Annotated in this window: 19 protein-coding genes and 1 riboswitch; of the genes, 4 read left to right on the top strand and 15 right to left on the bottom strand. The window is 66.7% G+C overall.

Going from position 1 to position 25,956, the window contains the following annotated elements:
* The coding region (locus A5678_RS18065; RefSeq protein ID WP_156746968.1) for a beta-ketoacyl synthase N-terminal-like domain-containing protein at positions 1-1,964 on the bottom strand (1,964 nt) is incomplete at its 3' end.
* Entirely contained in the window at positions 1,961-3,703 is a 1,743-nt protein-coding gene (locus A5678_RS18060; protein WP_068044783.1) for an AMP-binding protein, read from the bottom strand. The genes A5678_RS18060 and A5678_RS18065, both read right to left, overlap by 4 nt.
* 612 nt (positions 3,704-4,315) lie before the next feature.
* Here A5678_RS18060 and A5678_RS18055 point away from each other — a divergent pair.
* On the top strand, positions 4,316-5,038 hold the full coding sequence (locus tag A5678_RS18055; RefSeq protein ID WP_068044780.1) for a thioesterase II family protein: 723 nt from the start codon (positions 4,316-4,318) through the stop codon (positions 5,036-5,038).
* Between the two features lie 185 nt (positions 5,039-5,223).
* Positions 5,224-6,108 (top strand): SDR family oxidoreductase, encoded by an 885-nt coding sequence (locus A5678_RS18050; RefSeq protein ID WP_068044778.1) that lies wholly within the window; start codon positions 5,224-5,226, stop codon positions 6,106-6,108.
* 72 nt (positions 6,109-6,180) lie between these two features.
* Here the strand turns inward: A5678_RS18050 and A5678_RS18045 are convergent, their stop codons facing one another.
* A complete protein-coding gene (locus A5678_RS18045; protein ID WP_082945606.1) occupies positions 6,181-9,450 on the bottom strand; it encodes an RND family transporter in 3,270 nt (1,089 codons plus the stop codon).
* A gap of 561 nt (positions 9,451-10,011) precedes the next feature.
* On the opposite strand from A5678_RS18045, the gene kasB reads away from it, so the two are divergent.
* Positions 10,012-11,265 (top strand): 3-oxoacyl-ACP synthase KasB, encoded by a 1,254-nt coding sequence (gene kasB / locus A5678_RS18040; RefSeq protein ID WP_068044774.1) that lies wholly within the window; start codon positions 10,012-10,014, stop codon positions 11,263-11,265.
* A 73-nt stretch (positions 11,266-11,338) separates the two neighbouring features.
* Positions 11,339-12,211 carry a haloalkane dehalogenase gene (locus tag A5678_RS18035; RefSeq protein ID WP_068044772.1) on the top strand — a complete coding sequence of 291 codons (873 nt, stop codon included), beginning with the start codon at positions 11,339-11,341 and terminating at the stop codon, positions 12,209-12,211.
* Between the two features lie 79 nt (positions 12,212-12,290).
* On the opposite strand, the gene gcvP is transcribed toward A5678_RS18035, so the two are convergent.
* The 12 genes from gcvP to A5678_RS17975 all read right to left on the bottom strand — a co-directional run bounded on the left by gcvP (position 12,291) and on the right by A5678_RS17975 (position 25,956).
* Positions 12,291-15,137: an aminomethyl-transferring glycine dehydrogenase gene (gene gcvP / locus A5678_RS18030; RefSeq protein WP_156746966.1), complete on the bottom strand. Its 2,847-nt coding sequence runs from the start codon at positions 15,135-15,137 to the stop codon at positions 12,291-12,293.
* Between the two features lie 173 nt (positions 15,138-15,310).
* Positions 15,311-15,408: riboswitch (glycine riboswitch) on the bottom strand.
* 39 nt (positions 15,409-15,447) lie between these two features.
* Positions 15,448-16,053: a MerR family transcriptional regulator gene (locus A5678_RS18025; RefSeq protein ID WP_068044768.1), complete on the bottom strand. Its 606-nt coding sequence runs from the start codon at positions 16,051-16,053 to the stop codon at positions 15,448-15,450.
* A 280-nt stretch (positions 16,054-16,333) separates the two neighbouring features.
* Positions 16,334-16,828, bottom strand: a complete 495-nt coding sequence (locus tag A5678_RS18020) for a bifunctional nuclease family protein (protein ID WP_046184273.1) — start codon at positions 16,826-16,828, stop codon at positions 16,334-16,336.
* 104 nt (positions 16,829-16,932) lie between these two features.
* Positions 16,933-17,694: a MerR family transcriptional regulator gene (locus A5678_RS18015; protein WP_068044766.1), complete on the bottom strand. Its 762-nt coding sequence runs from the start codon at positions 17,692-17,694 to the stop codon at positions 16,933-16,935.
* Positions 17,694-18,176 carry a glycogen accumulation regulator GarA gene (gene garA, locus A5678_RS18010; RefSeq protein ID WP_068044764.1) on the bottom strand — a complete coding sequence of 161 codons (483 nt, stop codon included), beginning with the start codon at positions 18,174-18,176 and terminating at the stop codon, positions 17,694-17,696. Before garA ends, A5678_RS18015 begins: the two co-directional genes overlap by 1 nt.
* Positions 18,177-18,429: 253 nt before the next feature.
* Complete coding sequence (gene gcvH / locus A5678_RS18005) at positions 18,430-18,828, bottom strand: glycine cleavage system protein GcvH (protein ID WP_067743820.1); 399 nt, start codon at positions 18,826-18,828, stop codon at positions 18,430-18,432.
* Between the two features lie 29 nt (positions 18,829-18,857).
* Complete coding sequence (locus A5678_RS18000; protein WP_231983708.1) at positions 18,858-19,595, bottom strand: DUF881 domain-containing protein; 738 nt, start codon at positions 19,593-19,595, stop codon at positions 18,858-18,860.
* A gap of 168 nt (positions 19,596-19,763) precedes the next feature.
* A complete protein-coding gene (locus tag A5678_RS17995) occupies positions 19,764-20,096 on the bottom strand; it encodes a small basic family protein (RefSeq protein WP_007170008.1) in 333 nt (110 codons plus the stop codon).
* A 55-nt stretch (positions 20,097-20,151) separates the two neighbouring features.
* A complete protein-coding gene (locus A5678_RS17990) occupies positions 20,152-21,069 on the bottom strand; it encodes a DUF881 domain-containing protein (protein WP_068044760.1) in 918 nt (305 codons plus the stop codon).
* The gene (locus A5678_RS17985) at positions 21,062-21,691 is read right to left on the bottom strand and encodes a CDP-alcohol phosphatidyltransferase family protein (protein ID WP_068044758.1); all 630 of its coding nucleotides are present in this window, start codon (positions 21,689-21,691) and stop codon (positions 21,062-21,064) included. Before A5678_RS17985 ends, A5678_RS17990 begins: the two co-directional genes overlap by 8 nt.
* Positions 21,692-21,866: 175 nt before the next feature.
* On the bottom strand, positions 21,867-24,191 hold the full coding sequence (secA2, locus tag A5678_RS17980; RefSeq protein ID WP_068044755.1) for an accessory Sec system translocase SecA2: 2,325 nt from the start codon (positions 24,189-24,191) through the stop codon (positions 21,867-21,869).
* A 121-nt stretch (positions 24,192-24,312) separates the two neighbouring features.
* Positions 24,313-25,956, bottom strand: a complete 1,644-nt coding sequence (locus A5678_RS17975; protein ID WP_068044753.1) for an acetolactate synthase — start codon at positions 25,954-25,956, stop codon at positions 24,313-24,315.

The following is a 25,956-nucleotide window of genomic DNA, read 5'->3' as shown; positions in this document are numbered from 1 at the left end:
GCGAAGGCGGGTTCGTCGGTGAGCAGTTGGTGGGCCATGCCGGTCCATTGCGATCCTTGACCGGAGTAGACGAACACGGTACCGCTGCCGCAGGGTTCCTCGTGCGGGCCTACCACGCCGGGGGCGTGCTGGTCGTGGGCCAGCGCGCTGAGCCCGTGGCGGGCCTGGTCGTGATCGCGGGCGCACACGGTGGCGAACAGTCGGTGGCGGGCGCGGTGGTGATTGAGGGTGTGGGCGATCTCGGCCAGCCCGACCTGGGCGCCGGGCCCGGCCATCCACTCGGCCAACACCGCGGCCATCGAGGCGATACGCTGCGGTGTCTTACCCGAGACCACCAACGTGCTCACCGGCGGATCCGGCTGAGGCTCAACCGGTTCCCTGGCCGGCGCCTGCTCGAGCACCACATGCGCATTGGTACCGCCGAAGCCGAACGAAGACACCCCGGCCCGCCGGGCACGGTCCACCGGCGGCCATTCCTGGCTCTCCGCAACGACTTTCAGCCGCATCTGGTCGAATGCGATGTGGGGGTTGGGCTCCTCGAAGTGCAGACTCGCGGGGATCTCCCCGCGCTGCACCGCCAACACCGCTTTGATGAAACCCGCGACCCCGGCCGCCGCCTCCAAATGACCCAAATTGGACTTGACGGCCCCGAGCAACAGCGGTGAATCCTGGGGACGCCCACGGCCTAACACCGTGCCCAGCGCGCGCGCCTCGATCGGGTCGCCCAACAGCGTCCCGGTCCCATGCGCCTCCACGTAATCGACCTCGTGCGGCTTTATGCCGGCATTGCCGTAGGCCGCACGCAGCACCGCCATCTGCGCAGCCGGATTCGGCGCCATCAGTCCGTTGGATCGGCCATCCTGATTCACTGCCGAACCGCGCACCACCGCAAGCACCCGATCCCCGTCACGCTCGGCGTCGCTCAGCCGCTTGAGGACCGCCACCCCGCAACCTTCACCCCGGACGAAGCCATCAGCGCTCGCATCGAACGCATGGCACAAACCGGTTGGTGACAAGGCGCCGGCCTGATCAAATCCATGGAAGATCGCCGGCGACAACAGCAGATTCACGCCCGCTGTGATAGCGAGATCAGAGTCGCGCATCCGTAGGCTCTGACATGCCATGTGCACCGCCACCAATGAGGACGAGCAGGCCGTGTCCACCGCAATCGACGGACCACGCAGATCCAAGAAATATGACAGCCGATTCGCGATAATGCTCAGCGCGCCACCGGTGTTACTCCAGGCGTCGACCGAAGGCAGGTCGGCGCCAACCAGATACCCGTACTCACTAGCGCATGCGCCGGCAAAGACTCCCGTCTGCGACCGGCGCAGAGAAGTCGCCGGAATCCCTGCGTGTTCCAACGCTTCCCAGGCGACTTCCATCAGCAGGCGCTGCTGAGGGTCCATTTTCGCCGCCTCGCGGAGAGCCACCTCGAAGAACTCCGCATCAAACGCGTCGATGTCACTCAAGAACGAGCCCCATCGGGTTGTGCGGGCGAGCGTCTCTGCGACCTCCGCGGAGCCGTCGTTGAAGGGCTCCCACCGATCGGCGGGCACCTCTGTTATCGAGCAGCGACCTTCAGACAGGAACTGCCACAGGGCCTCCGGCCCGGAAATGCCGCCGGGAAAACGACACCCCAGTCCGATCACCGCGATCGGCTCGTCGGTCAGGAACCCGTCGGGGCGAGTTACCGGGTCGGCCGCCGGTTCGGAATCCGGGTCGAGGAGAAATTCCACCAGACCGTTGATCGTCGGGTGCTGCCAAAAGTCCACCGGCGAAACCGGCCGATCAAGCAGCTCCCCCAGTTCCCCGGACAGCACCACCGCGTCGCGGGACCCGACCCCGAGATCGTTCACGGACCGGTCCAAATCGACTTCTTTTGGATCACAACCGATATTGTTGACGAGGTAGTCGATCAGCCACTTGCGAAGCTCGACGTCGCCACGAATGGTCGTGGTCATGCCGTCACGTCCAGGGCGTCGAATTCATCCTCGCGGTAGCGCTCAGCACAGGTCGAGCGCCGGATCTTACCGCTGGTCGTGATCGGTATGGAGCCGGCCTGAACGAAGACGATGTCGGCGACACGCACGCGGTGGGTGTTCGATACCGCCGCTATGACTTCGCGCTTCATCGAACGGAGCCGCTGCTTGTGTTCCTCGTCGGACTCGCCGCGATTCTTCACCTCGATGATGGTGACAAGCTCCTCCGTGCGGTCGTTGGGTACCGAGATCGCCGCCACCCGGCCGCCGGTTATCTCTTGGACGGTCGCCTCGATATCGTCCGGATAGTGGTTGGACCCGTCCACGATCAGAAGGTCTTTGATGCGTCCGATGATGAACAGCTCATCATCGGAAATAACGCCCAAGTCACCGGTTTTCAGCCATGGTCCTTCCGGTGTCCCGGGTGATGGACCGCTGACACGTCCGCCGAAGGTGCTTTGAGTTTCCTGAGGTCGCTGCCAGTAGCCCTGGGCAACGTTTTCCCCGTGCACCCAGATTTCGCCGACCTTCCCCGCCGGGTTCTCCCGCGAGGTCTCCGGATCGATGATGCGGAGATTGGTGGAGCGGGTAGTGCCGTGGCCGACCAGCTCTGCGCCGCCGACGCTTTCGCTTTCGCATGGCTTGGCATGGCCATTCGACAATTTCTCATAGTCGAAACGCACGGTCTTCGGTGCGCGGTCACGGTCCGCACTCGCCACGTAAACGGTCGCCTCCGCGAGCCCGTACGAGGGCCGTATCACCGTATCCTTGAGATTGAAGCGCGCGAAGCGATCCGTGAAGCGTCCGATCGTCGCGGCATGGACTCGTTCGCTGCCGCTGAGGATCACCATCACGTCGCCAAGGTCAAGTCCCGCCATATCTTCGTCAGTCGTCCGCCGGGCCGCCAGCTCAAAAGCGAAATTGGGTGCGGCAGAGAAGGACTTGGGATTCGTGGCGAGCAGCTGCAACCAGCGCGCCGGCCGTTGCAAGAACGACATCGGGCTGGTCAATACCGCGCTTCGGTCGCAGATCAGCGGTGCGAGAACCCCTTTCATCAGACCCATGTCGTGATAAAAGGGCAGCCAGGAGACGAAGACGGTTTCCGGCGGTATCTCGTTTCCCACATAGTCGGTCAGCGCCTGTTCGACGTTGGTGATGACGTTTCGGTGGTTGATGGCGACGCCGGCCGGATTGCGGGTCGACCCCGACGTGTATTGCAGATACGCGGTCGGGCAGGTGACCGCTTCAGGTGGATCGAACCCCCAAGGCGAGTCCAGGTCCAGCGAGTCGACCTCGATCACCACGGGCGCGGGTTTGCCGTCATCGTCCCGGGCGTAGGGCCCAATGTCAGCGGCCACGGCGGATGTGGTCAGAATGACGGACGGGGCGCAGTCACGCAGCGCCGAAGAGATGCGCTCGTCGTGAACGCCGAATTGTGGCACCGAGAGCGGGACCGCTACGAACCCGGCATGTAGGGCGCCCAACAAGGCGACGATGTACTCGAGCCCTTGCGGCGCCAATATCGCCGCCCGATCGCCGCTGGCGCCATGAAGCCCCAGCTCTTCGGCGACGACTTGCGCCTTACTTTGGATCTGCGCCCAGGTGATGCTTTCGGCGAACCCATTGGGATCTACGTCGTAGTCAATAAACGTGTACGCGGTGGCATCTGGCTGTCGATCCACGCGTTCCTGCAGCAGCGCTGTCAAAGACGGTCCCGCCATCATGGACTCGCTACCTCCTTATCTCGCAGAAGAACTCGCGACAGCTCCCAGACGAAGCGGTCACGATTCAAGGTTGGGGCGACGGTGCGGTGATGCGCACGAGTAATTCGATGCTCGTTTCCCGCCCTCTGCCGACTGCGACCTCCTACCCGGTCACCCGGGCGGGTGGAACCTGCGACCTAAGGCGCCGCTCGCCGGCGGAAACGGCTGGTCACGGCCATAGAATTGAGAAAGATTCGATGGCAGCGGTTTTCGGTGCGGCCCAGGTTTCGTGGCGGACATCACGAGGGGGCGGTTCCCGCGCAGGACACCGTCGCTGCCGTTGCGCCGACGTCAATTTCCGAGTGGCGTGAAGCCACAGTCGATTTGGAGCCGCCCGTGACGTGCCTGCGCGGCATGGACGAAGAGCAGTGCACTCGGGCGCCTCCGAGCGCATCGGTGCGAAAGTTCTTCCGATGCCGCCACGGGTGACGGACAGGCGATCGAAAACCCGCCTATCAGCGCAATATGCCGACAATCCCAACCATCGTTTACAGTGGGCGCCATACGGATGTCGCACTGACATGTGGCATTCCGGCCGCAACGGCGCTGCCAATTCGATGATGGGCCGACATGAACGCAGAGCAGACTGAATCACCGACCGCCGTCCACACGCTATACGTGTTTCCACACGCCGGCGGATCGGCGGGGTCCTATGTCCCTTTTTCCCGGGCGTTTTCCGCCGACATGAGACGGATCGCCGTCCAATACCCGGGCCGAACCGATCGACACGACGTACCTGACATCGCGAGCATTCCGGCACTCGCGGACGACGTCTACAAGATGCTGGCGCCCCAAACTGGTGCGGACGTCGCTTTCTTCGGCCACAGCATGGGCGGGCTGGTGGCCTTCGAGGTGGCCCGCCGGTTTGAAGCCGCGGGCACGCCCATTGCCGCCCTTTTCCTGTCGGCCTCCCCGGCACCCGGAAGCGCCGGATACGAATACCTGAACCAAAGCTCCGATGAAGAGCTGTTGAAAATGGTGACCGAGATGACCGGGATGGACGCGCAGTTCATCGACGAGCGATTCGGCGCAACGATCCTGCGGACACTGCGCAGCTACGGGACCATCACCGATTACCGCTGCCCGGCCGGAACAACGATTTCGTCCCCCATCTACGCGTACGCCGCAGCGGATGACACCGTCGTCAGCCAGGAAAGTGTTGCGGCGTGGTCGGACTTCACGACGTCGGACTTCGCCCTTCGTGTTCTGCCCGGCAACCACTTCTACGTGACGCATGATGTGCAAGCACTCGTGGAGGACATGCAACACCGGATGGCTCCGAGCCCGGCATAGCCAGTCGGTCGGGCTGCGTTCGGCGGTACCCAGTCAAATCGGTTGGCTTCCTTGACCCTTGACCCACCTGTCGCGACGGTGGATCGGTACTCGAGCGCGGCTGGCCCGCGCCCGCCGGCATCGGCGCGGGTAAACCTGGCATCATTTGGTGGATTGCCACGGCCGCAATTGGGTACTTCTCGCCCATGCCAGGCGTGAAATCCCAAATCGTCTTCATCACCGGCGCTGCCGGCGGAATCGGAGCGGAAGTGGCCCGGCGGCTGCACCGGAATGGCGCAAATTTGGTGCTGATCGACCTCGACGAGGCGTCATTGACAGCCCTGGCCGGCGAACTCGGCGACGATCAGCGGCTGCTGACCGTCGTCGCCGACGTGCGCGATCTGGCGGCGATGCAGGCCGCGGCCGACACGGCCGTCCAGCGCTTCGGTGGCATCGATGTCGTCATCGCCAATGCCGGCATCGCCAGCTACGGCTCGCTGCTGCAGGTCGATCCGGCCGTGTTCAAACGGGTTATGGACATCAATCTGCTCGGCGTTTTCCACACCGTGCGCGCCGCGTTGCCGGCAGTGGCTCAACGCCGGGGCTATGTCTTGATCGTGTCGTCACTGGCCGCGTTCGCCGGCTTCCCCGGCATGGTCCCCTACGCCACGTCGAAAGCCGGTGTCGAGCAACTGGCGAACGCGCTACGACTGGAGGTCGCCCATCTGGGGGTTGGCGTGGGATCGGCCCACATGTCCTGGATTGACACCGCTTTGGTCCGCGACACCGAGGCCGACTTGCCCGCGGTGCGGGCAAATCGCGCCAAGCGCTCCTGGTCGCCGTTGAGCAAGATCACCCCGGTGGACAAGTGCGCCGCGGCCTTCGTCAAGGGTATCGAGGGGCGCAAGAATCGCATCTACTGTCCGCGCTGGGTGGGATTGTTCCGTTGGCTCAAGCCGGTGTTGTCGACGTCGGCGGGCGAGTCTGCTATTCGCAAGACCACACCGGAACTGCTGCCCCGCATAGACGTTGAGGTCGCGGCACTCGGGCGCTCGACGAGCGCGCGCACCGAGGCATTGGAGGCCCGATAAGCGTATCGAGCACCATGCGCTTGGTCTTTCCGGCGCCGAATCCGTTTCCTGGCCGTACCGTCGATGACGGGATTAATGCCGGGACGCCAGCCAGCGCGCCGATGTGGTCTCCGCTGATTCGGTGATCGCGGCGTCTTCGGAGGTCTTCCACCGGCCTCTCATTGTGACGTCGCCGTCGCCGTCCAACGCTGGCAGCTCCATCACGGGGCGCGCCGTCCAGTGCGCCCGGCGGCCATTACCGGAAAGACCTTTGCGAACGGGGGGGCTTTCGTGGCTGTCCGTCGGCTGAGTTCGTCCTGCGTCGTGGCCGTTGCCGCTGAACGTCCCCGCGCCGGTGAGGTACCGCGTCAGTCGGCGCAATCGGCGACCGGGGCGACGCAAATCGGTCGGGGCGGCGGGGTGCACCGGGACGCGACCGTGGTCCTCGTCGGCGCCGTTTTCGACGGTCCCGCCGTTCGGTTCAGGCACCGGCTCCGCCGGCGGTGGGCTATTCGAGCCGGCAACAGGCATTGGCGTCGTGTCCCGGTCACCAAGTGCCGGTACGGGTTCCGCTCGTTGCACAGAGGATGACCGCGCCCGCCGCCGCAGGTGTGGCCACCAGTTCCGTTCACCCATCAGCACGGCCAACGCGGGCACCGTGATGGTGCGCACCACAAAGGTATCCAGCAACAACCCGGCCCCGATGATGAATCCGGCCTGCAACAAACCGACGAGATCGCCGAACAGCAGCCCGAACATCGATGCCGCGAAAATGACACCCGCCGAGGTGATCACACCGCCCGTGGAACCGACGGTGCGGATGACCCCGGCCTGCATGCCGTGCCGCGACGACTCATCGCGGATCCCGGAGATGAGCAACATGTTGTAGTCCGCGCCTACCGCGACCAACACGATGAAGGCCATTCCAGGGACGCTCCACGACAGTTGCTGGCCCATGATCATCTGGAACACGATGACCCCGATACCAAGCGCCGACAGGTACGAAACGACCACGGAACAAATGAGGTAGAGCGGCGCAACGAGGGCGCGCAACAAGGCGATCAAGATCAGCAGCACGACCAGAATCGTCGCGATGATGATGAAGCCGAGGTCGTGGTTGTAAAAGTCGCGCAAGTCCCGATTCGCCGCAGGGAACCCCACCATCGATATCTTGGCGTCCGACAACGCGGTATTCACCTGGGCGCTCCGAGCGGTGTTGGCGATCGTACTGACCTGATCCATCGCCTGGGTGCTGAAGGGGTTGAGTTTGGTCTGGACCAAGTAACGTACCGTGTGCCCATCGGGTGAGACGAAAACCTGGGAAGCCTTCTTAAAGTCGTTGCCCGCAAGGATTTCCGGGGGAATGTAGAAACCCGACATCGCCGGATCCGACGCGTCGTTCTTCAACGACAGCAGGAACTTGGAAGCCTCGCTGAGCCCCGAGCCCATCCTTTTGGTTTGATCCACCAGACGTTGCACACCGTCGGCCAACTGTCGGCTTCCGTCGGCGAGGGCGTCGGCGCCGTGTTGCAGGGCGGCGAGGCGGCCGCGCGCGGCGCCAAGGTCGTTGAGGCCCAATGATTGGATGTCGGAGATGGCTGTGTTGAGTCTTGCGCGCAAGCCGCTCAACATCGACTCGATGGATTGCGTCTCCTGCGTCGGCGGCAGCTGGCCGGCCAGTTGGGTGATTCTGTCGAGGGTTCCGTCCTGGGAGAGGCGCTGCAGCTGGGTACGGATGTCCTGGATGCGTGGATCAGAGAGGGCGTTGAGCGCGCCGTTGGCGGTGGAAGCCGCCTGATCGACCCCGGCCCGGACTTGTGCGAGCCTGTCGGCCAGCTGGTTGGCACCGGCGGCCAACTGGTCGAGGTCGCCCGTGTGGTCGTTGATCATGCTCGCCGTGTCCTGGAGCTTGCCGCCCACTTCGCCCGCCTGGTAGGCCACGCTCGCCTGTTCGGGAGGCTGGCCAGAGGGTCGAGTGATGCCGCGAACGCTTGCGACGTTCGGCAGTTGGCTTACCCGATGTGCCATCTGCTCCAAATCGGCAAGGGCCTTGGGGCTCCGCAGATCATGGGGCGACTGGACCACCAGATACTCCGGAACGGTTGAGCTCAACGGGAAATGGCGGCTGAGGGCGGCATATCCGCGGTTGCTCTCGGCCGAATCCGGCACCGTCTTGCTTTGATCCCAGTTGAACCGGACCAGGGTCCCGCAGACAGCGAGGATGATCAGCAGTATGAGGCTCCCGACCAGGTGTGCCCGGGGCCGCCGCACAATGCGCTCCCCCGAACGCCGCCAGAAACGACTCGTGAGGTCGCGCCTTGGCGCCACCCATCCACGTCGGCCAGCGAGCGTCAAGATGGCCGGCAGCAGAGTCATGGCGGCGACAAATGCCACACCGATGGAGATTGCCAACGCCGGCCCGCTGGTCGACAACATTTCCAATCGGGCGAACTTCATACAGAGGAAGGTCACCGCCACGGTGGCCGCGGAAGCGGTGATCACTTTGCCGATCGAGCTCAGCGCCCCACGCACTGCCCGATCCGAATCCACGCCGCGCCGCAGGTAGTCGTGATAGCGGCTGATCAGGAACACCGCATAATCGGTTCCGGCGCCAGCCATCATCGCGGTCATGAAGATGATGGTCGGTTGGGAAATGCCCAGTCCGTGTTGCGACAGTCCGGCCACTATCCGCTGGGCCGCCACCAGGGACACACCGATCGTCACCAACGGCAATAACATGGTGACCGGGTTGCGGTAGACGATCAGCAAGATGAGCAGCACCAGCAACGCGGTCGCGATCTCGATGACACGCATGTCTCGTTCGCCAACGTAGCTGGCATCGGCAATCGTGGCCGCGGGCCCGGTCAGATTCGCGGTGAGGGTGGACCCTGCGGCGGTCTGCCGGACAGTCTCAGCGACGTGCTTGTACGCCTCGTCGGCTTGGGGCGACCCCAACCCGCCGGCCAGGCCGATCGGCAGGAACCACGCTTTCTGATCTTTGCTGGTCATGACCTCGCGCATGGGGGGTGCGCTGAGGAAATCCTGCATCATCACGACGTCTCGAGCATCCTGGCGCAGCTTGTCGACGAGCGTGCGATACACGTCTTCGTCCGAAGGTCCCAGCCCTTTTTCGTCGGTCAGGACGATCAACAGGAGATTGTCTGAGCCGGATTCGTGAAAGGCCTTACTCATCTGTCGGGCCGCGACGCTCGACGGCGCATTGTCCGGCAGCATCCCGACCGGATGCTCGTGCACCATCCGCGCCAGCGGCGGGCAGGTCACGAACAGCGCGGCCAGCAGCGCCACCCAGCATCCGATGACGGCTACCGGCCAGCGCGCTTTAAGGCGGCTCAGCCGTTGCAAGCTGCCTCAACTCCAAGCGATGCGCCGCCCGCGGTTGCCTGCCCCATCGTGACTAAACCCTTCACTAGCAGGATGTTGCATGCGTCTGCGGATACCCCGAGCGCGAGGCCCGAAACTCGAGTTCCGTCCACGCGCAGCCCTAACCGCCACGGTACGCCCGCCGGGTTTACCGGCCCGTCAACACAAAGCTCGACCGGCTGGTTGCGGGATTTTGCCTGGCAGGATGGCCGTCCCCGCGAACCGGTCCCGACCGCCCGATCGATTTCGGCGGCGATCGCGACCACGCGCCTCCGCGTTCCCCGACCTCGCCGCGGCATCAGCACCTTCTGGAGCTGACGCCGGCTACGGACACCAACCGAACGCCGCGGCGGGGTCTTCACCCTCGGGACGGCAACTTGCCGCTAGGCTCGATCGAGGTTGATGCCACGGCCAACGCCACGGGGAGCGGTGCGAAGGTTCGCAGTTGAGCGCATTTCCCTCCATCCGGAGGGTGTCCTGTGACACGCGCGTCCCTGAGTGACGACGGCCGGGTGGGCGCTGGGAAAGGATGATCCACGAAGCATGACGAATCTGATTACGGGGCAAGCGCTTCCCAATGTCGTCGTCACCGGATTCGCCATGACAACCGCGCTGGCGACCGACGCGGAGACGACCTGGAAGTTGCTACTCGACTGCCAAAGCGGGATTCGCGAGCTCGATGACCCGTTCGTGGACGAGTTCGACCTGCCGGTTCGCATCGGCGGGCACCTGCTGGAGGAATTCGACAGCGAGCTGAACCCGGCCGAGCTGCGCAGGACGGGCTACCTGGCCAGAATGTCCGCCGTCGTCAACCGGCGGGCGTGGGACCACGCCGGCTCGCCCGAGGTCGACCCCAACCGCCTGTTGGTCTCCATCGGCACCGGATTCGGTTCTGGCGAGGAGCTGGTCTTCACCCGCGACACCCTGCGCGCCCGTGGCGTGAAAGCGGTCTCGCCGCTGGCCGTCAGCAAGTACATGCCCGACGCCGCCGCCATGGCAGTGGGGCTGGAACGGCACGCCAGGGCCGGCGTCATGACACCGGTCTCGGCGTGCGCGTCGGGTTCGGAAGCCATCGCCCGCGCATGGCAGGCGATCGTGTTCGGTGAGGCGGACGTCGCGATCTGCGGCGGCGTCGAGACGCGGATCGAGGCGGTACCCATCGCCGCCTTCGCGAACATGCGGATCGTGATGTCGACGAAGAACGACAATCCCTCCGGCGCCTGTCGCCCGTTCGACAAGGACCGCGACGGCTTCGTTTTCGGCGAGGCCGGCGCGCTGATGGTGCTGGAGACCGAGGAGCACGCCAAGGCTCGCGGGGCACGCATCCTGGCCCGGCTGATGGGCGCCGCCGTGACGTCCGACGGCTATCACATGGTGGCGCCGGACCCGAGCGGGAATCGCGCCGGCCAGGCGATGACGCGGGCGATCCAGCTCGCCGGTCTCACGCCCGAGGACATCGACCACGTCAACGCCCATGCCACCGGAACACAGATCGGCGACCTGGCCGAGGGCAAGGCCATCAACAACGCGCTGGGCAGCAACAAGCCGGCGGTGTACGCGCCCAAATCCGCTCTGGGCCATTCGGTCGGCGCGGTCGGTGCGGTGGAGTCGATACTGACCGTGCTGGCGTTGCGCGACCAGGTCGTTCCACCGACATTGAACCTGGAAAACCTGGACCCACAAATCGATTTGGACGTGGTGGCGGATAATCCGCGGCGCGGCAACTACCAGTACGCCATCAACAACTCGTTCGGGTTCGGCGGGCACAACGTCGCCCTGGCCTTCGGCCGGTACTAGGGGCGACCGCCCTCGCGGGCTGGGGGGTGTCACACTCCGGGCCTAGCATCATGAGCGCTACCGAAGGAGCGCCATGAGCATCGATTTCACCCCCGACCCGCAGCTCTACCCGTTCCAGTCGCGCTGGTTCGACAGCTCGCGGGGGCGCATGCACTACATCGACGAAGGCCCCGCCGGTTTCGAAGGCCCGCCAATCCTGCTGTACCACGGCAACCCGACCTGGAGCTTCCTCTATCGCAACATCGTCATCGCGCTGCGCGACAGGTTCCGCTGCATCGCACCGGATTACCTCGGGTTTGGGCTGTCGGACCGTCCCGCGGCGTTCGGATACACCATCGAGGAGCATGCCCGGGTGGTCGGTGAGTTCGTCGACCATCTCGGCCTCGACGGCTTCCTGACGATGGGCCAGGACTGGGGCGGGCCCATCAGCATGGCGGTCGCGGTGGAGCGCGCCGAGCGGGTGCGCGGCGTCATCCTGGGCAACACCTGGTTCTGGCCGACGGATGAGTTCACTACGAAGATGTTCAGCCGGGTGATGTCCAGCCCGCCGCTGCAATACGCGATCCTGCACCGCAATTTCTTCGTCGAGCGTCTCGTCCCCGCCGGAACTGAGCACCGCCCAAGCGATGCGGTGATGCAGCACTACCGGGCCGTGCAGCCCAGCCCCGACGCCCGCAAGGGTGTCGCCGAGATGCCCAAGCAGATCCTGGCCGCCAAGCCCCTGCTGGCGCGGCTCGCCCGGGAAGTCCCGGCCAAGCTGGGCGCCAAACCAGCCCTGTTCGTTTGGGGCATGAAGGACTTCGCGTTCCGGCCCGGCCCCGCGCTCCCGCGCATGCGCGCGGCGTTTCCCGACCACGTCCTCGTCGAACTGCCCAACGCCAAGCACTTCATCCAGGAGGACGCCCCGGATCAGATCGCCACGGCGATCGTCGAGCGCTTCGGCTGACCCGGGGCCGCCTCGACCGTAACCACACAGCGAAAAATCGCGCTGAATTTCGCAGTGCGGTTACGCTGGCGCCGCCAAGTTAAGCGAACGCCTCCACCGGCGGGCACGAGCAGACCAGGTGCCGGTCGCCGTAGGCGCCGTCGATGCGCCGCACCGGCGGCCACACCTTCGGCCGGAAGTTCTTCCCGAGCGGATAGGCGGCCTCTTCCCGCGTGTACGGATGCTGCCAGTCGGCGACCAACAGGCACTCGGCGGTGTGCGGCGCGCCCCGCAGCGGATTGTCTTCAACGGGCCACTCCCCCGTGCCGACCCGGTCGATCTCGCCGCGGATGGCGATCATGGCCTCGCAGAAGGCGTCGACCTCGGTCAGGGTCTCGCTCTCGGTGGGCTCCACCATGAGCGTGCCGGCCACCGGGAAGCTCATCGTCGGCGCGTGAAAGCCGTAGTCGGCCAAGCGCTTTGCGACATCGTCGACCGTCACTCCGGTGGACTTGGTGATCGGCCGCAGATCCAGGATGCACTCGTGGGCGACCATGCCGTTCTCACCGGTGTAGAGCACCGCGAAGTACTCATCGAGCCGGCGGGCGATGTAGTTGGCCGACGCGATCGCGGTCAGCGACGCCGCCCGCAGACCGTCGGCGCCCATCATCCTGATGTAGGCCCAGCTGATCGGCAGGATGGACGCGGACCCGTAGGGCGCCGACGACACCGGATGACCTTTCGGCAACTCGGGGGCGTGCGGGTGTCCGGGTAGGAACGGTGCCAGGTGCGAACGCACCGCGACGGGCCCCACCCCCGGTCCCCCGCCCCCATGCGGGATGCAGAACGTCTTGTGCAGATTCAGGTGGCTGACGTCACCGCCGAACTTGCCTGGCCGGGCCAGGCCGACCAGCGCGTTGAGGTTGGCTCCGTCGACGTACACCTGGCCGCCGGCGTCGTGGACGGCCGCGCAGATCTCGGCGATGTCGTGCTCGTAGACGCCGTGAGTGGACGGATAGGTGATCATCAGCGTCGACAACGCGTCGCCGTGCTCGGCGACCTTGACGCGCAGGTCGTCGAGGTCGACGTCCCCGTTGTCGTGGCAGGCCACCACCACCACCCGCATGCCGGCCAACGCCGCCGACGCCGCGTTGGTGCCGTGCGCGCTGGACGGGATAAGGCAGATGTTGCGGTGGGGTTCGCCCCGGCTGGCGTGGTAGTCGTGGATGGCCAGCAGCCCGGCGTACTCGCCCTGCGAGCCGGCGTTGGGCTGCAGCGAGACGGCGTCGTAGCCGGTGATGTGCACCAGCCAGCTCTCCAGGTCACTGATGAGCCGGCGCAGGCCGGGGGTGTCCGACGCCGGTGCGAACGGATGCTGACGCGCGAATTCCGGCCAGGTGATCGGTTCCATCTCCGCGGCGGCGTTGAGCTTCATCGTGCACGAGCCGAGCGGAATCATGCTGCGGTCCAAGGCGATATCTTTGTCCGCCAGTGCGCGCAGGTAGCGCATCATCGCCGTTTCGGTGCGGTATTGGGTGAACGCCGGATGGGTCAGGAACTCCGAGGTGCGGGTCGCGATGTCCTGGATATCGCCGGCGACGGGCTCGGCCGCCGGCACGTCGAAGGCTTCCAGAACCGCCGCGACGTGTTCATCCGTGGTGGCCTCGTCGCAGGCCACCGACACATGGTCGGCGTCGACGCGCCACACGTTGACGCCTCTCGCCTTGGCCGCGGCCACCACCTCGTCGGCGCGTCCGGGAATCCGCGCCAGCACCGTGTCGAAGAATGCGTCGTGCACCAGCGTTGTGTTGGCCGCCGAGCCCAGCGCGGCCGCAATGCCCTCGGCGTGGGCGTGCACGCGGCGGGCGATCTCGGCCAGCCCGTCGGCCCCGTGGTAGCTCGCGTACATGGCGGCCATCACCGCAAGCAGCACCTGCGCGGTGCAGATGTTGCTGGTCGCCTTGTCGCGGCGGATGTGCTGTTCGCGAGTCTGCAGTGCCAGCCGGTAGGCCGGGGATCCGTCGGCATCCATCGACACGCCGACCAGCCGGCCGGGCAACTGACGGGCGTGTTTGGAGTGCACCGACAGGTAGCCGGCGTGCGGGCCGCCGAATCCCATTGGCACACCGAATCGCTGGGTCGTTCCGAACGCGACGTCGGCACCGATGTCGCCGGGTGGAGTGATCAGTGTGCACGCCAGCAGGTCGGCGCCGACGGCGACCAGCGCGCCACGTTCGTGGGCCTGCTCCACCAGGGCCGCCCAGTCGGTGACGCGGCCGCTTGCGCCGGGCAGCTGGGCGATGACGCCGAAGAACTCGCCCTCGGGCAGGCCCTCGCGCAGGTCGGCGGTGACGATCTCGATGCCCAACGGCCGGGCCCGCGTCGCCAATACGGCCGCGGTCTGCGCGAACAGGTCGGCGTCGACGGCCAGCCGGTTCGACGTGCCACGGGTCGCGCGGTGCATCAGCGTCATGGCCTCGGCGGCCGCGGTGCCCTCGTCGAGCATCGAGGCGTTGGCGACTTCCAGCCGGGTCAGGTCGGCCACCATCGTCTGGAAATTCAGCAGTGCCTCCAGCCGGCCCTGGCTGATCTCGGGCTGGTACGGCGTGTAGGCGGTGTACCAGGCCGGGTTCTCCAGCACGTTGCGCAGCAGCACCGGCGGGGTGAGGGTGTCGTAATAGCCCTGCCCGATCATCGAGACGGCCACGGTGTTGGCCTCGGCGAGCGCGCGCAGCTCCGCCAGCGCCTCGGTCTCGGTGACGGCAGGGGGCAATTCGTCCAGACCGGGTGCCGCACCGCTGCCGGTGGGCTTGTCGAGGATGCCCGCCGGGACGGCCTTGGCGGCCAGCTCGTCGAGCGAGTCGACTCCGATGACGGCCAGCATGGCCGCGACGGCCTGGGCATCCGGGCCGATGTGACGGGCTGCGAAAGTTGCTTGCTCGGGCACTGGCGAAACTCCTGGCTGTGGCATCGACGAAGGCAGAGGACTAGCGGTCCCCTCCCTCTGTCTTCACCCGTTCGCCGGGCGCCTGAGAGATTCGGCGCCGGCAGATGTCCGAGCGCCTTTCCCCATCGGCGGGTGCTGACCGCGAGGGTCAGCTCCGCTTTCCAGAGGCATCGTTAACTCGGGCGGTCCGGGTGCCTGAGAGGTTAGCGGAGAGGTGTTGCTCCTTCGGCGTCCGTGGCTGGCCGTCACGGAACTCTCCCGCACGAGTGCGATGCGGGGCCCAGTTTACCCGGTCGGGTCGCGCGCGCGGTTAACCGATCTTGCGGTCGCGGGTCTTGCGCCGGGACGCCAGCTCGTCTTCCGGGGCGGCGATCGACTCGCCCCCGTCCGCCCGCTCGCCGGGGAAGTCGGCGATCACCCCGGTCAGCTCACGCATGGCGCCGGAGACGGCGATGCCGAACACACCCTGCCCGCCCTGCAGCAGGTCGACAACCTCTTCTGCCGAGGTGCATTCGTAAACCGTGGTGCCGTCGGAGAACAACGTGATGTTGGCCAGGTCCTGCACACCGCGCTGGCGCAGATGGTCGACCGCGACCCGGATGTTGTGCAGCGAGATCCCGGTGTCGAGCAGCCGCTTGACGATCTTGAGAACCAGGATGTCCTTGAACGAGTAGAGCCGCTGGCTGCCCGAGCCGGCCGCGCTGCGGATGGAGGGCACCACCAACGAGGTGCGCGCCCAGTAGTCCAGCTGGCGGTAGGTGATTCCGGCGATCTGGCAGGCGCTCGGGCCGCGGTACCCGACCAGCTCGTCCGGCACGGAGTCGTCGGGGAACAGTCCTGGCTGCACGGGCGCTTCCGGCGCGGCGGTCGGGTGTTCAGCTAGGTCCAGCTGTTCTTGGCGTGGCTGCTCGCTCACGGTGCTTCCTCTCGCCGATCGCGCTTTCGTTTCTAGCTGCGTCACTGGCTGCGTCGCAGCCACGTTTGCTCAGGCCCGAGTGCTAGAGAGCTTACGCTGTCGATAGCTACCGTGCCCTTAAGTCGTGATCAAAGTATGGCTGCCGCCGGGCTATGTGAGGGCGCTATCCGCCAGGCGTGTCGACATCCCGATGCCAGTTGAGATCCACCCGTGATGTCCGTGGCCAGGGTAGTACCCGGCCAGCGGGCCTCGCCAAGCGCCAGAACGGTCCCCGAACCGCCTACGTGGCCTTGAAATCGTCGGGAGACACGCTGTCGAGAAACTCCTTGAATTTCTCCACCTCGTCCTCGCGGACGGCGGTGCCCCCCTCTTCGTCCGTCTCGTCGGGAATGAGTAGGCCGGCCTGGGCGAGCACGGCCTCCTCGACGTAGATCGGGACGCCGACGCGCAGCGCTATCGCCACCGAATCCGAGGGCCGCGCCGACACGGTGATGTTGCGGTCGAAGACCAGATCGGCGTAGAAGGTGCCCTCTTGCAGATCGACGATCCGCACCTCTTTCAGCGAATGGCCAAGCGCGGCAATGACATCCCTGATCAAATCGTGTGTCAACGGGCGCGGCGGCTCGACCCCCTGCTGTTCGAGCGCGATGGCGGCAGCCTCCGATTGACCGATCCAGATAGGCAGGTATCGGTCGCCGTCGGTTTCGCGCAACAACAGGACCGGCTGGTTCTGCGGCTGCTCAACGCGAATGCCGACAACACGAACTTCACCCATTTGTGTCTGCCCTCCGCATATGCTGCCGTGTCGGTTCTTGGCGCAACGACGACGCCCGAATGTCGCTATGCCGCTGAAACCAAGCTATCGACGAAGTCTAGTCCTCAGCGATGCAGAACGTCGCGAACGGCGGATTTGATCAACGACGTGTGCAAGGTGATGGCGAGAGCCGCCACCTCGCGCGCCAGGTCGTCGGCGCGGTCGCGGGCGCCCGCCTTATCGGCTTTGACTACCGGCCCGGCGATTTGGGCGATCAGGTCGGACTGCCGGTCGGCTGCGGAGCGGAACGCACGCAGATGCCGCGGCTCCACACCGTATTCCGACAGCGCCCGCGCGCATTGCAGGATGACCACGGCGTGTTCGTCGAAAAAGCCGCCCGGGCCGGTGGTGATCACCCCCGCCTTGAGCAGCGCCGTCAACAGGTCGTCAGACACCCCGGAGCGCTCCAAGAGATCTTCCCGACTCAGCCGGATGTTGGCCGGCGCCACCGCGGCCGTGTCCGAGCCGGCCCTGGAGCCCGGCTCGGCACCGACATCCCCGACTCCGGCCACCGACACCAGCCGTGGCCCGCCGTAGGGCGAGCCGAAGGGCGGCAGTTCGCCGTCGGGCTGGGCATCCAATTGCGCCCGGATGACCTTGAGCGGTAGGTAATGATCGCGCTGCGCGGTCAGGATGAACCGCAACCGGGCGCAGTCGTACGCGGTAAATCTCCGATAGCCCGACGCGGCGCGCTGCGGCGTCACCAGTCCTTCGGCCTCCAAGAAGCGAATCTTGGAGATCGTGACATCGGGAAAGTCCGGCCTCAACAGTTCCAGGACCGCCCCAATCGACATCCCGGCCAGTGCCGGGCTATCGGGTGCGCTCACTAGCCTCCGGATCCTCCATCCTCACCCTGCTTGGGCCCGGTCAGAAACACCAAGCGGAACTTGCCGATCTGCACCTCGTCGCCGTTGGCGAGCACCGCCGAGTCGACGGGCTCCCGGTTGACGTACGTGCCATTCAGGCTACCGACATCGACGACGTTGAATTCGTTGTTTTCCAACCTGAATTCGGCGTGGCGGCGACTGACGGTGACGTCGTCGAGGAAGATGTCGCTGTCGGGATGCCGGCCGGCGGACGTGATGGGCTGGTCGAGCAAGAAGCGCGACCCCGCGTTCGGCCCGCGTTTGACGACCAGCAGTGCGGAGCCCGCCGGGAGGCCTTCCACACCGGAGACCGCGCTCTCGGTGCCCGCCTGCGCGGGAGCGTCCAGTTCGTTGAGGAAGTCGGCACGAAAGACGGAAGTCGTCTCCACCGTGACTTCGTCAGAGGTCTGGTCTTGGGGACTTCCTGAGTCCATGTCCGTCACGCGCTGCTCCTCACTGGCCGCTGTGGCGTTGTCTGACCGGGCCGCTCGGCCGGCTGCTCACTGGGTTTCTTCGCCCGGTACTGCCGATTGCTCTGACTCGTGCGTTCAAGTGTCGATGTGTCGACGGTACCGCGCATAGGTCTGCAATGTGCCCCCCACCCGACGATCGGAAGACCGATTGCCCGCCTTTCCCCCGCCGGCCCGCCGCACCGCTCGCGTCGCCGCGCGGGGCTGGCAGGCAGATTAGCAATCGTCATTCGGTCAGTGTTCCGCGGTAGGCCTCGGCGTCGAGCAGCGACGAAATGGCCGACTCCAATGCGGCGACATCCGACACCTGGACGTCCAGCAGCCATCCGCCGCCGTAGGGCTCGGAGTTGACCAGCTGCGGGCTGCCTTCCAGATCGGCGTTGACCGCGGACACCGTGCCCGACACCGGGGCGTACAGATCCGAGACCGATTTCGTCGACTCGACCTCGCCGAACGATTCACCCGCGGTCAGTTCGGTGCCCACCTCGGGCAGTTGAACAAAGACGACGTCGCCCAGGGCCGACTGGGCAAAGTCGGTGATACCGACCCGCACGGTGTCCTCACCGCTTCGGCGAACCCACTCATGTTCGGCGGTGTAGTGCAGGTCGGGCGGGATATCGCTCACAAGGCGTCCTGTTCTGTTGGGCGAATTGCTCACTTGACGGGCTGAGCGTATTGGTGCGGTTTTGGTTGTCGCAAGGTGGTCACGTCCACTCGGTCGGCCTGCCGGACGGACATGCGCGCACCGACGCGCTTGATGCTGTCCTCCGCGCCGCCCGGAATGTTCATCGCCGCGGCCAGGGTGGGTGGATCGCCAATCGCCAGAATCGAATACGGGGGCGACAGCGTCTTGGTATCGACGGTCAGCGAACCAGGCATACCCACCACCCAGGTATCGACACCGACGCGGACGGACTGGTGCGCGTCGTTGATCTCGATCGCCTCGGCGCCGGCGGCACGCAATTCGTTGATCACGTCGATTATCACCTCCGGCGAGACCCCGGGCCCGGGGTCGTCGATCGTGACGGTGACACCCGGCCCGGTGGCGCCGACGGCGCCGGCCAAGATGGACAGCGCGGCCAGCTTGGCCTGCGCGGCCCGGATGGCGGCCTGGTCGTTATTGCCGGACGCCTGCAGCGAATTCAGGGTGTTCTGCAGTTCGTTCACTTCGGCGTTGAGGGTTGCCTCGCGCTGCCGTAACGAATCCAACAAAACCAACAGGTCCGCGGGGCGCGCCGTTTCGAGCGAATCGCCCGACTCGTTCTGGCGGACCTGCGTGACGATGGCGATGCCCAGCAGCAGACACAACAGGGCCGCCAGCATCCCGAACGCCAGCCGGGAACGACCGCCGCGGACCAGCCCGGACAGTCCGGTGCGGCGCACCGGCCCGATCTCCGGGCGGGCGCGCCTCGCGGGAAGTTCGTGGCGGCCGTGCGGCGCGGGGCTTGCTGCGTCACCGCTTTCGGCGGGTCCGTCCGCCGGGTCCTGGCTCACGCTGACCTCCTCCCCGTCATAGCGCCGCTCCCTCCTATCGCTGGCTCTGCATCGCCGCCGGCGCGGTCACGCCCCGAACAACCGGCGCCGCAGCGCGGCGGCGTTGCCGAAGATGCGGATTCCCAACACCACGATGATCGCCGTGGACAACTGCGTGCCCACGCCCAGTTGATCGCCGACGTACACGATCAGTGCAGCCACAAACACGTTGAACACGAAGGAGATCACGAAGACTTTCGGATCGAAGATCCGTTCCAGATAGGCGCGCAACCCGCCGAACACCGCGTCGAGCGCCGCGACCACCGCGATGGGCAGGTAGGGCTGGACGACCTCGGGCACGGCGGGATGAAAGACCAGGCCGAGCACGATGCCGATCGCCAGCGCCGCGATGCCGATCATGCTCGACTTCCCGTCCGCGACTCGCACAGCCGGAGATGTCTGTCGAGGGCTTTTGTCACTGTGGCCCAATCTGTTTGGCGAATTTGATATCCCGGATCGATCCCGCGGGCAGCGTCAGCCCGTCGGCGGCGTCCACGGTGACGACGACACCGTAGGAGACCTCAAGCAGCTTAAGACGCTCTCGGCCGGCGCTCTGGTCGAAGACGTCTCTCATCGCGCGGGGCGGGCCGACCGCGAGGATCGTGTACGGGCTGCTGGTGGGATTGTTGTCGACCAGGATCGCGCCGCCGGCTTGCCGGATGGTCACATTGGGCCCGATGCGGACGCCGCCGACCGAAATCGCCTCGGCGCCGCTGGCCCACAACGAGTTGACCACCAGCTGCAGATCCCGGTCCAAAATGATTTGCCTGCTGCCGCCGACCCGCTGCTTGGAAACGTCGGAAAGGTTCGGGCTGGCACCCGGATCGGTCACGGTGACCTTCAGGCCGGGGCCGATGACCGCCGTGCTGGCCGCCGCCAGGCCGAGCGCGTCGAGCCGGGCCAGCAGCCGCTGCCCCTCGGCGTCGTCGGCCAGTGCGCGGCGCTGTACGCCGTCCACCTGAGAGGACAGCTCGCTGCGCCGCTGGGCGAGTGTGGCCGCAGTGTTCTCGGCCGAACGCACATTGCCCAGCAGCAGCTGCTGCGCGGAACGCACACCGGGGGCCACCGAGCGGGCCTGCGCGACGGCGGCGGCGAAGACCGTGGCGATCAGCAGCGCCGCCAACGCCTGCCACAGCCAGCCGAAGGCGCGACCACGCCCGTGGGCGGCGGTGTCGCCGCGTTTGGCCGCCGCCGCGTAGCCGGGGTCCAGGTGCTCGGAGAGCAGGGCGCGCAGCAGGGACGGCACCGGGATCAGCTGCGGCCGCGCCGCCACGTGGGCGCTGCGCCCGGCGTTGGGGTCGTAGCCGCCGAGCAGGCGGTCCGCGTCAGCCACGTTCGACCGCCTTCGGAGCGGCGGGCCGGCGTACGCCGTGTCTGACCCGGGGCATCCGGCGCACGACCAGCGTCATCTGCACCACATACTGCGCGAACGCCCACAGGTAGCCGTACATGCCCCAGATCAGGAACGCCCAGCCGCAGGCCCCGACGACTCGGCTCCACAGGGCGTCCCATGTGCCCAGCAGCACCAGCGGAAAGCCGGACATCAGCGCGAACGTGGCGGCCTTTCCGATGTAGGTGACCGGCAGGGCGGACAACCCGCGGCTCCACAGCAGCGGCAGCGTCGCGGCCAGCAGTCCGTCGCGCACCAGCAGGATGGCGACAAACCACCACGGCACGATCCCGCTCAGCGCCATCACGACGGGAACGCAGATCATGTAGAGGCGGTCCACCGCCGGGTCGAGGAGGACACCGAGCCGCGACGACTGGTTCAGCAGCCGGGCGATCTTGCCGTCGGCCCAGTCGGACGCACCGCTGAACATCAGGATCCCCACAGCCCAACCGTTGGCGTGGGCGACCAGCAGGGCGTAGACGAACACTCCGATGAGCACCAGGCGAATGGCGCTCAGCGCGTTGGGCACCGTCAGCACCCGGTTGGGCGGAAGCGCCGGCTCCATAAGCCGTGACCTTAGCCCGACGACGATGCGGTCCGCAGCGCGGACCGCGGTGGAGTCGGGCAATTGGCTTAGCCCGACGACGATGCGGTCCGCAGCGCGGACCGCGGTGGAGTCGGGCAATTGGCTTAGCCGAACGCCGAGTGCGCGGCTGGCCGCACACTCGGTCACCACCGGGCTAGCGGAAGACCCCGGGCAGGCTCAGCGTGGACAGCGTGTCGTCCGACAGTGGGTTGTCGTTGACCATGTAGGTCCACGTCGACGTGGGCCGGGCCAGCTTGGACAGATCCAGGCCCTGTTCCTCTTCGAGAACGTTCGCCGTCTCGAACGTCTGCTGCGCGGCCTCGATCGCATCCGCGGCCAGCGACGCGAACGCGTCGACTGCCAGCCGGTGGAACTCGTCCAGCGGATTCTGTCGGCCCAGCGCTCGCAGGTGGATGCTTTCGCGGATGTCGGCGAGGTACGCCAGATGATCGGCCCAGCCGCGGTCGAGGTGATAGAGCATGATCTGCCGGCAGATCGTCTCGAGGCGCTCCTCGGGGATGTCCTTGGACAGTTCCTTATACCGCTTGGGCGCCAGTTCGGCCAGCTCCTCGCGCGCGCTTGCGGTGCGCAGCAAGGTGTTTCGCCTATCGACGATGATGGCGCGCTGCTGGGCGATCAGCTGGTTGTAGCGCCAGGTATTGGCGTGCACGTCGAGCATCCGGCCCTCGGCGACGCGCTGGGCGTGGTCGAGCAACCCGGCCGCCTTGGGGCTGACGATCCGGCCGTCCTCGTCGGTCTCCATCGGCAGCTTGTTATGGTCGAGGTTGGCCGCCACCACGTCGTCTTCCCAACTCGAGAAGAACACGGATGAGCCGGGGTCGCCCTGGCGTCCGGCGCGCCCGCGCAGCTGGTTGTCCAGCCGTTCGGTGTGATGCCGTCCGGTGCCGACCACGTGCAGCCCGCCGAGTTCGGCGACCCTGTCGTGGTCGGCTTCGTCGGAGCCGCCGAGCCGAATGTCGGTGCCGCGCCCCGCCATTTGCGTCGACACCGTGACCACCCCGTACTTGCCGGCCTCGGCGATGACCTCGGCCTCCTCGGCGTCGTTCTTGGCGTTGAGCACCACTGCGGGTACGCCCCGGCGCAGCAACCGCTCGTGCAGTTCCTCGGATTCGGCCACGTCGCGCGTGCCGACCAGCACCGGCTGCCCGGTCTCATGCACCTCGACGATGTGCGCGACGATTGCGTCGTTCTTGGCGGCGGCGGTGATGTAGACCCGGTCGGACTCGTCCTCGCGAATGTTGGGTTCGTTCGGCGGAATTGGTGACACGCCGAGCTTGTAGAACTGGCGCAGTTGCTCCCCGGCGGCCAGCGCGGTGCCGGTCATGCCGCACACGGTTTGGTAGCGATTGATCAGCGCCTGCACCGTGATCGTGTCGAGCACTTCCCCGGTTTCGGTGGTCTCGATCCCCTCCTTCGCCTCGACGGCGGCCTGCAGGCCGTCCGGCCAGCGTTGCAGTTGCGCGATGCGGCCGCGCGCGGCGTTGATGAGGTGCACCGCGTCGTCCCGGACGATGTAGTGCACGTCGCGCTGCAGCAGCACGTGGGCGTGCAATGCGACGTTTACCTCGGTCAGGGTCGTGCCGACGTGCTCCTCGGAGTAGAGGTCGATGCCGCCGAGCGCCTTCTCGACCTTCCGCGCCCCGACGTCGGTCAAATGGACGTTGCGGCTGTCGGAGTCGGTCTCGAAGTCGGTATCGGGGTTCAGCTGGCCGACCAGCTTGATGATCTCCAGTCGCGGCGTTTCCCGGTGCGTGGTGCCCGCCAGCACCAGCGGCACCAACGCCTCGTCGACCAGAACCGAGTCGGCCTCGTCGATCAGGGCCACGTCGGGGTTGGGCGACACCAGGTCGGCGACATCAACCACGAGTTGATCGCGCAGCACGTCGAAACCGATCTCGTTGACCGAGGCATAGGTGACATCGCAGCCATAGGCCGCGCGGCGCTCCTCGCTGGTCGACTCGGCGGTGATCCAGCCGACCGTCAGTCCCATCGCCTCGATGAGCGGGCCCATCCATTCCGCGTCACGGCGGGCCAGGTAATCGTTGATGGTCACCACGTGCACGTGCCGCCCGGCGAGGGCGTAGCCCGCGGCCGCGATCGCCCCGGAGAGCGTTTTGCCTTCACCGGTGGCCATCTCGATGACGTCGCCCGCGAGCATGCGCAACGCACCCAGCAGCTGCACGTCGAACGGGCGGAGCGTGGTCGCCCGTTCGGCCGCCTCCCTGGCGATCGCGAGGAACTGCGGGATGTCGTCGGACTCCGCGAGATCATCCAGCTTGAGCAGCCCCGCGGCCTTGCGGAGCTGCTCATCGGTGAGGCCGGCGGCTTCCTCGTCGTACTCCGACGAGTCGGTCACTTGGGCAAGGGAGCGGTTGCGGTTCTTTTCGGTGCTGGCGCCGAGCAGCCGCCAAAATCGGCTGCTCAGGCCGCCGGGTTGGGCGCGGGTGGTCTTTGGCACAGGTCAACGGTACGCGAGCCCCAACCGGCGCGAGCGTGCGTGTTTGCCCGCGACACGCCGGGCGGCGCCGTCCATTCCCCTGGGGAGCGGGGACCCCAGCGCACGCTCGTGGCGGGGCGAGTCACGCCAGGTTGGAGCGGCGTGGATAGGCGACGCTGGGGTCGGTGAGGACGTTGACGACGGAGGGCAGGCCGCTGGTGAAGGCGCGTTCCAGCGCCGGTCGCAGCTCGACCGGCGCGGAGACCAGCTCACCGTGGCCACCCAGGGCGCGCACCACCTCGTCGTAGCGGGTGCCCGGACGCAGTTCGGCCACCACCGAGTAGCCGTACAACGCCTCCATGGGGTGCTTCTCCAGCCCCCAGATTCCGTTGTTGCCGATCACCGAGACGACGGGCACGTGGTGCCGGGCCAGGGTGTCCCATTCCATGCCGCTGAAGCCGAAGGCGCCGTCGCCCTGCAGCAGGACGACCTGCCGGTCCGGCCGGGCGAGCTTGGCGGCCAGGGCGTACCCGGGGCCCGAACCCAGGCAGCCGAAGGGGCCGCTGTCCAGCCAGCAGCCCGGTTGGTAGCTGTCGATCACCCGTCCGGCGTAAGAGCCGAAGTCACCGGCGTCGATGACGACGATGGCGTCGCGGTCCAGCATCGGCGCCAACTCTGCGTACACCCGCATGGGGTGCAACGGGACGCGGTCGTCGGCGAGCTCGGCCTTCTCCTTGCCGCGCGCCGCGGTTTCGGCCGTCCGCAGGTCCTCGATCCAGTCCCGGTGGTCGGTCCCCCCGCCGGCGGCCAGCGCCGCGAGAGTTGTCAACAGGTCGCCGTAGAGCTCGGCCTCGACCGGGCGGGGATGGTTGCGCTCGGGTTCGGCCCGGTCCGCCACGATGAGCCGGGTCTCGGGCCCGAACACCGCACCGAAGCCGAGCCGGAAGTCCATGGGCACCCCGACGATCAGCGCAACGTCGGCCTCTCCCAACGCTTTTCCCCGGACCCGCGAGAACGCCAGCGGGTGGTCGGCGGGCACCGCGCCGCGGGCCATCCCGTTCATCAGGACCGGGATTTGCAGTTCCTCGGCGAGGCGCAGGAGGGCCGACTCGCCGCGTCCCCACCAGAGGTTGGTGCCCGCCATGATCACCGGCCGCTTCGCCGCCGACAGCAGGCCGGCAGCCCGGCCGAGTGCGTCACCGTCGGGAGCAGGCCCCGGCGGCAGGTCGGCGAGGGCGCCGGGGCGGCCGTCATCCTCGGACAAGGAAAACACGTGGTCCATGGGAAAGTCGACGAAGCCGACGCCCGACGGGGGGCCGACCGCCGCCCGCAACGCGTCGTCGATGAGCCGGCCGGCGTCACCGGCCGACTGGGCCGTGGCGGCGAAGCGGGCAAGCGGCGCGACGAACGGCACGTGATCGATCTCCTGCAGCGAGCCCATGCCCCACCGCTGCGCGGGCGCCCGGCCACCCAAAACGACCAGGGGCGACTGGTTCTGCTGAGCGGCCGCCATCGCGCTCATCCCGTTGGTGACGCCCGGCCCGGCGGTGAGCGCGGCGACCCCGGGCACCCTCGTCACTTTCGACCACCCTTCGGCGGCGAAGGTCGCGGTCTGCTCGTGGCGGGTATCGATCAGCCGCACCCCTTCCTCGCGGCAGCCGTCGTAGAGGGAAAACAGGTGGCCACCCGACAACGTGAAGACGGTGTCGACACCGCTGGCGCGCAGGCGCCGCGCGATGAGCCGGCCGGCGTGCAATGTTTGTGTGGGGATGGCGTCGGTGCTCAT

Origin of the sequence: Mycobacterium sp. E2733 (genome assembly GCF_001667585.1) — a bacterium.
Classification (GTDB): Bacteria; Actinomycetota; Actinomycetes; order Mycobacteriales; family Mycobacteriaceae; genus Mycobacterium.
Note: the sequence above shows the minus strand (reverse complement) of the source record. Positions and strands in the feature narration are given on the sequence as shown.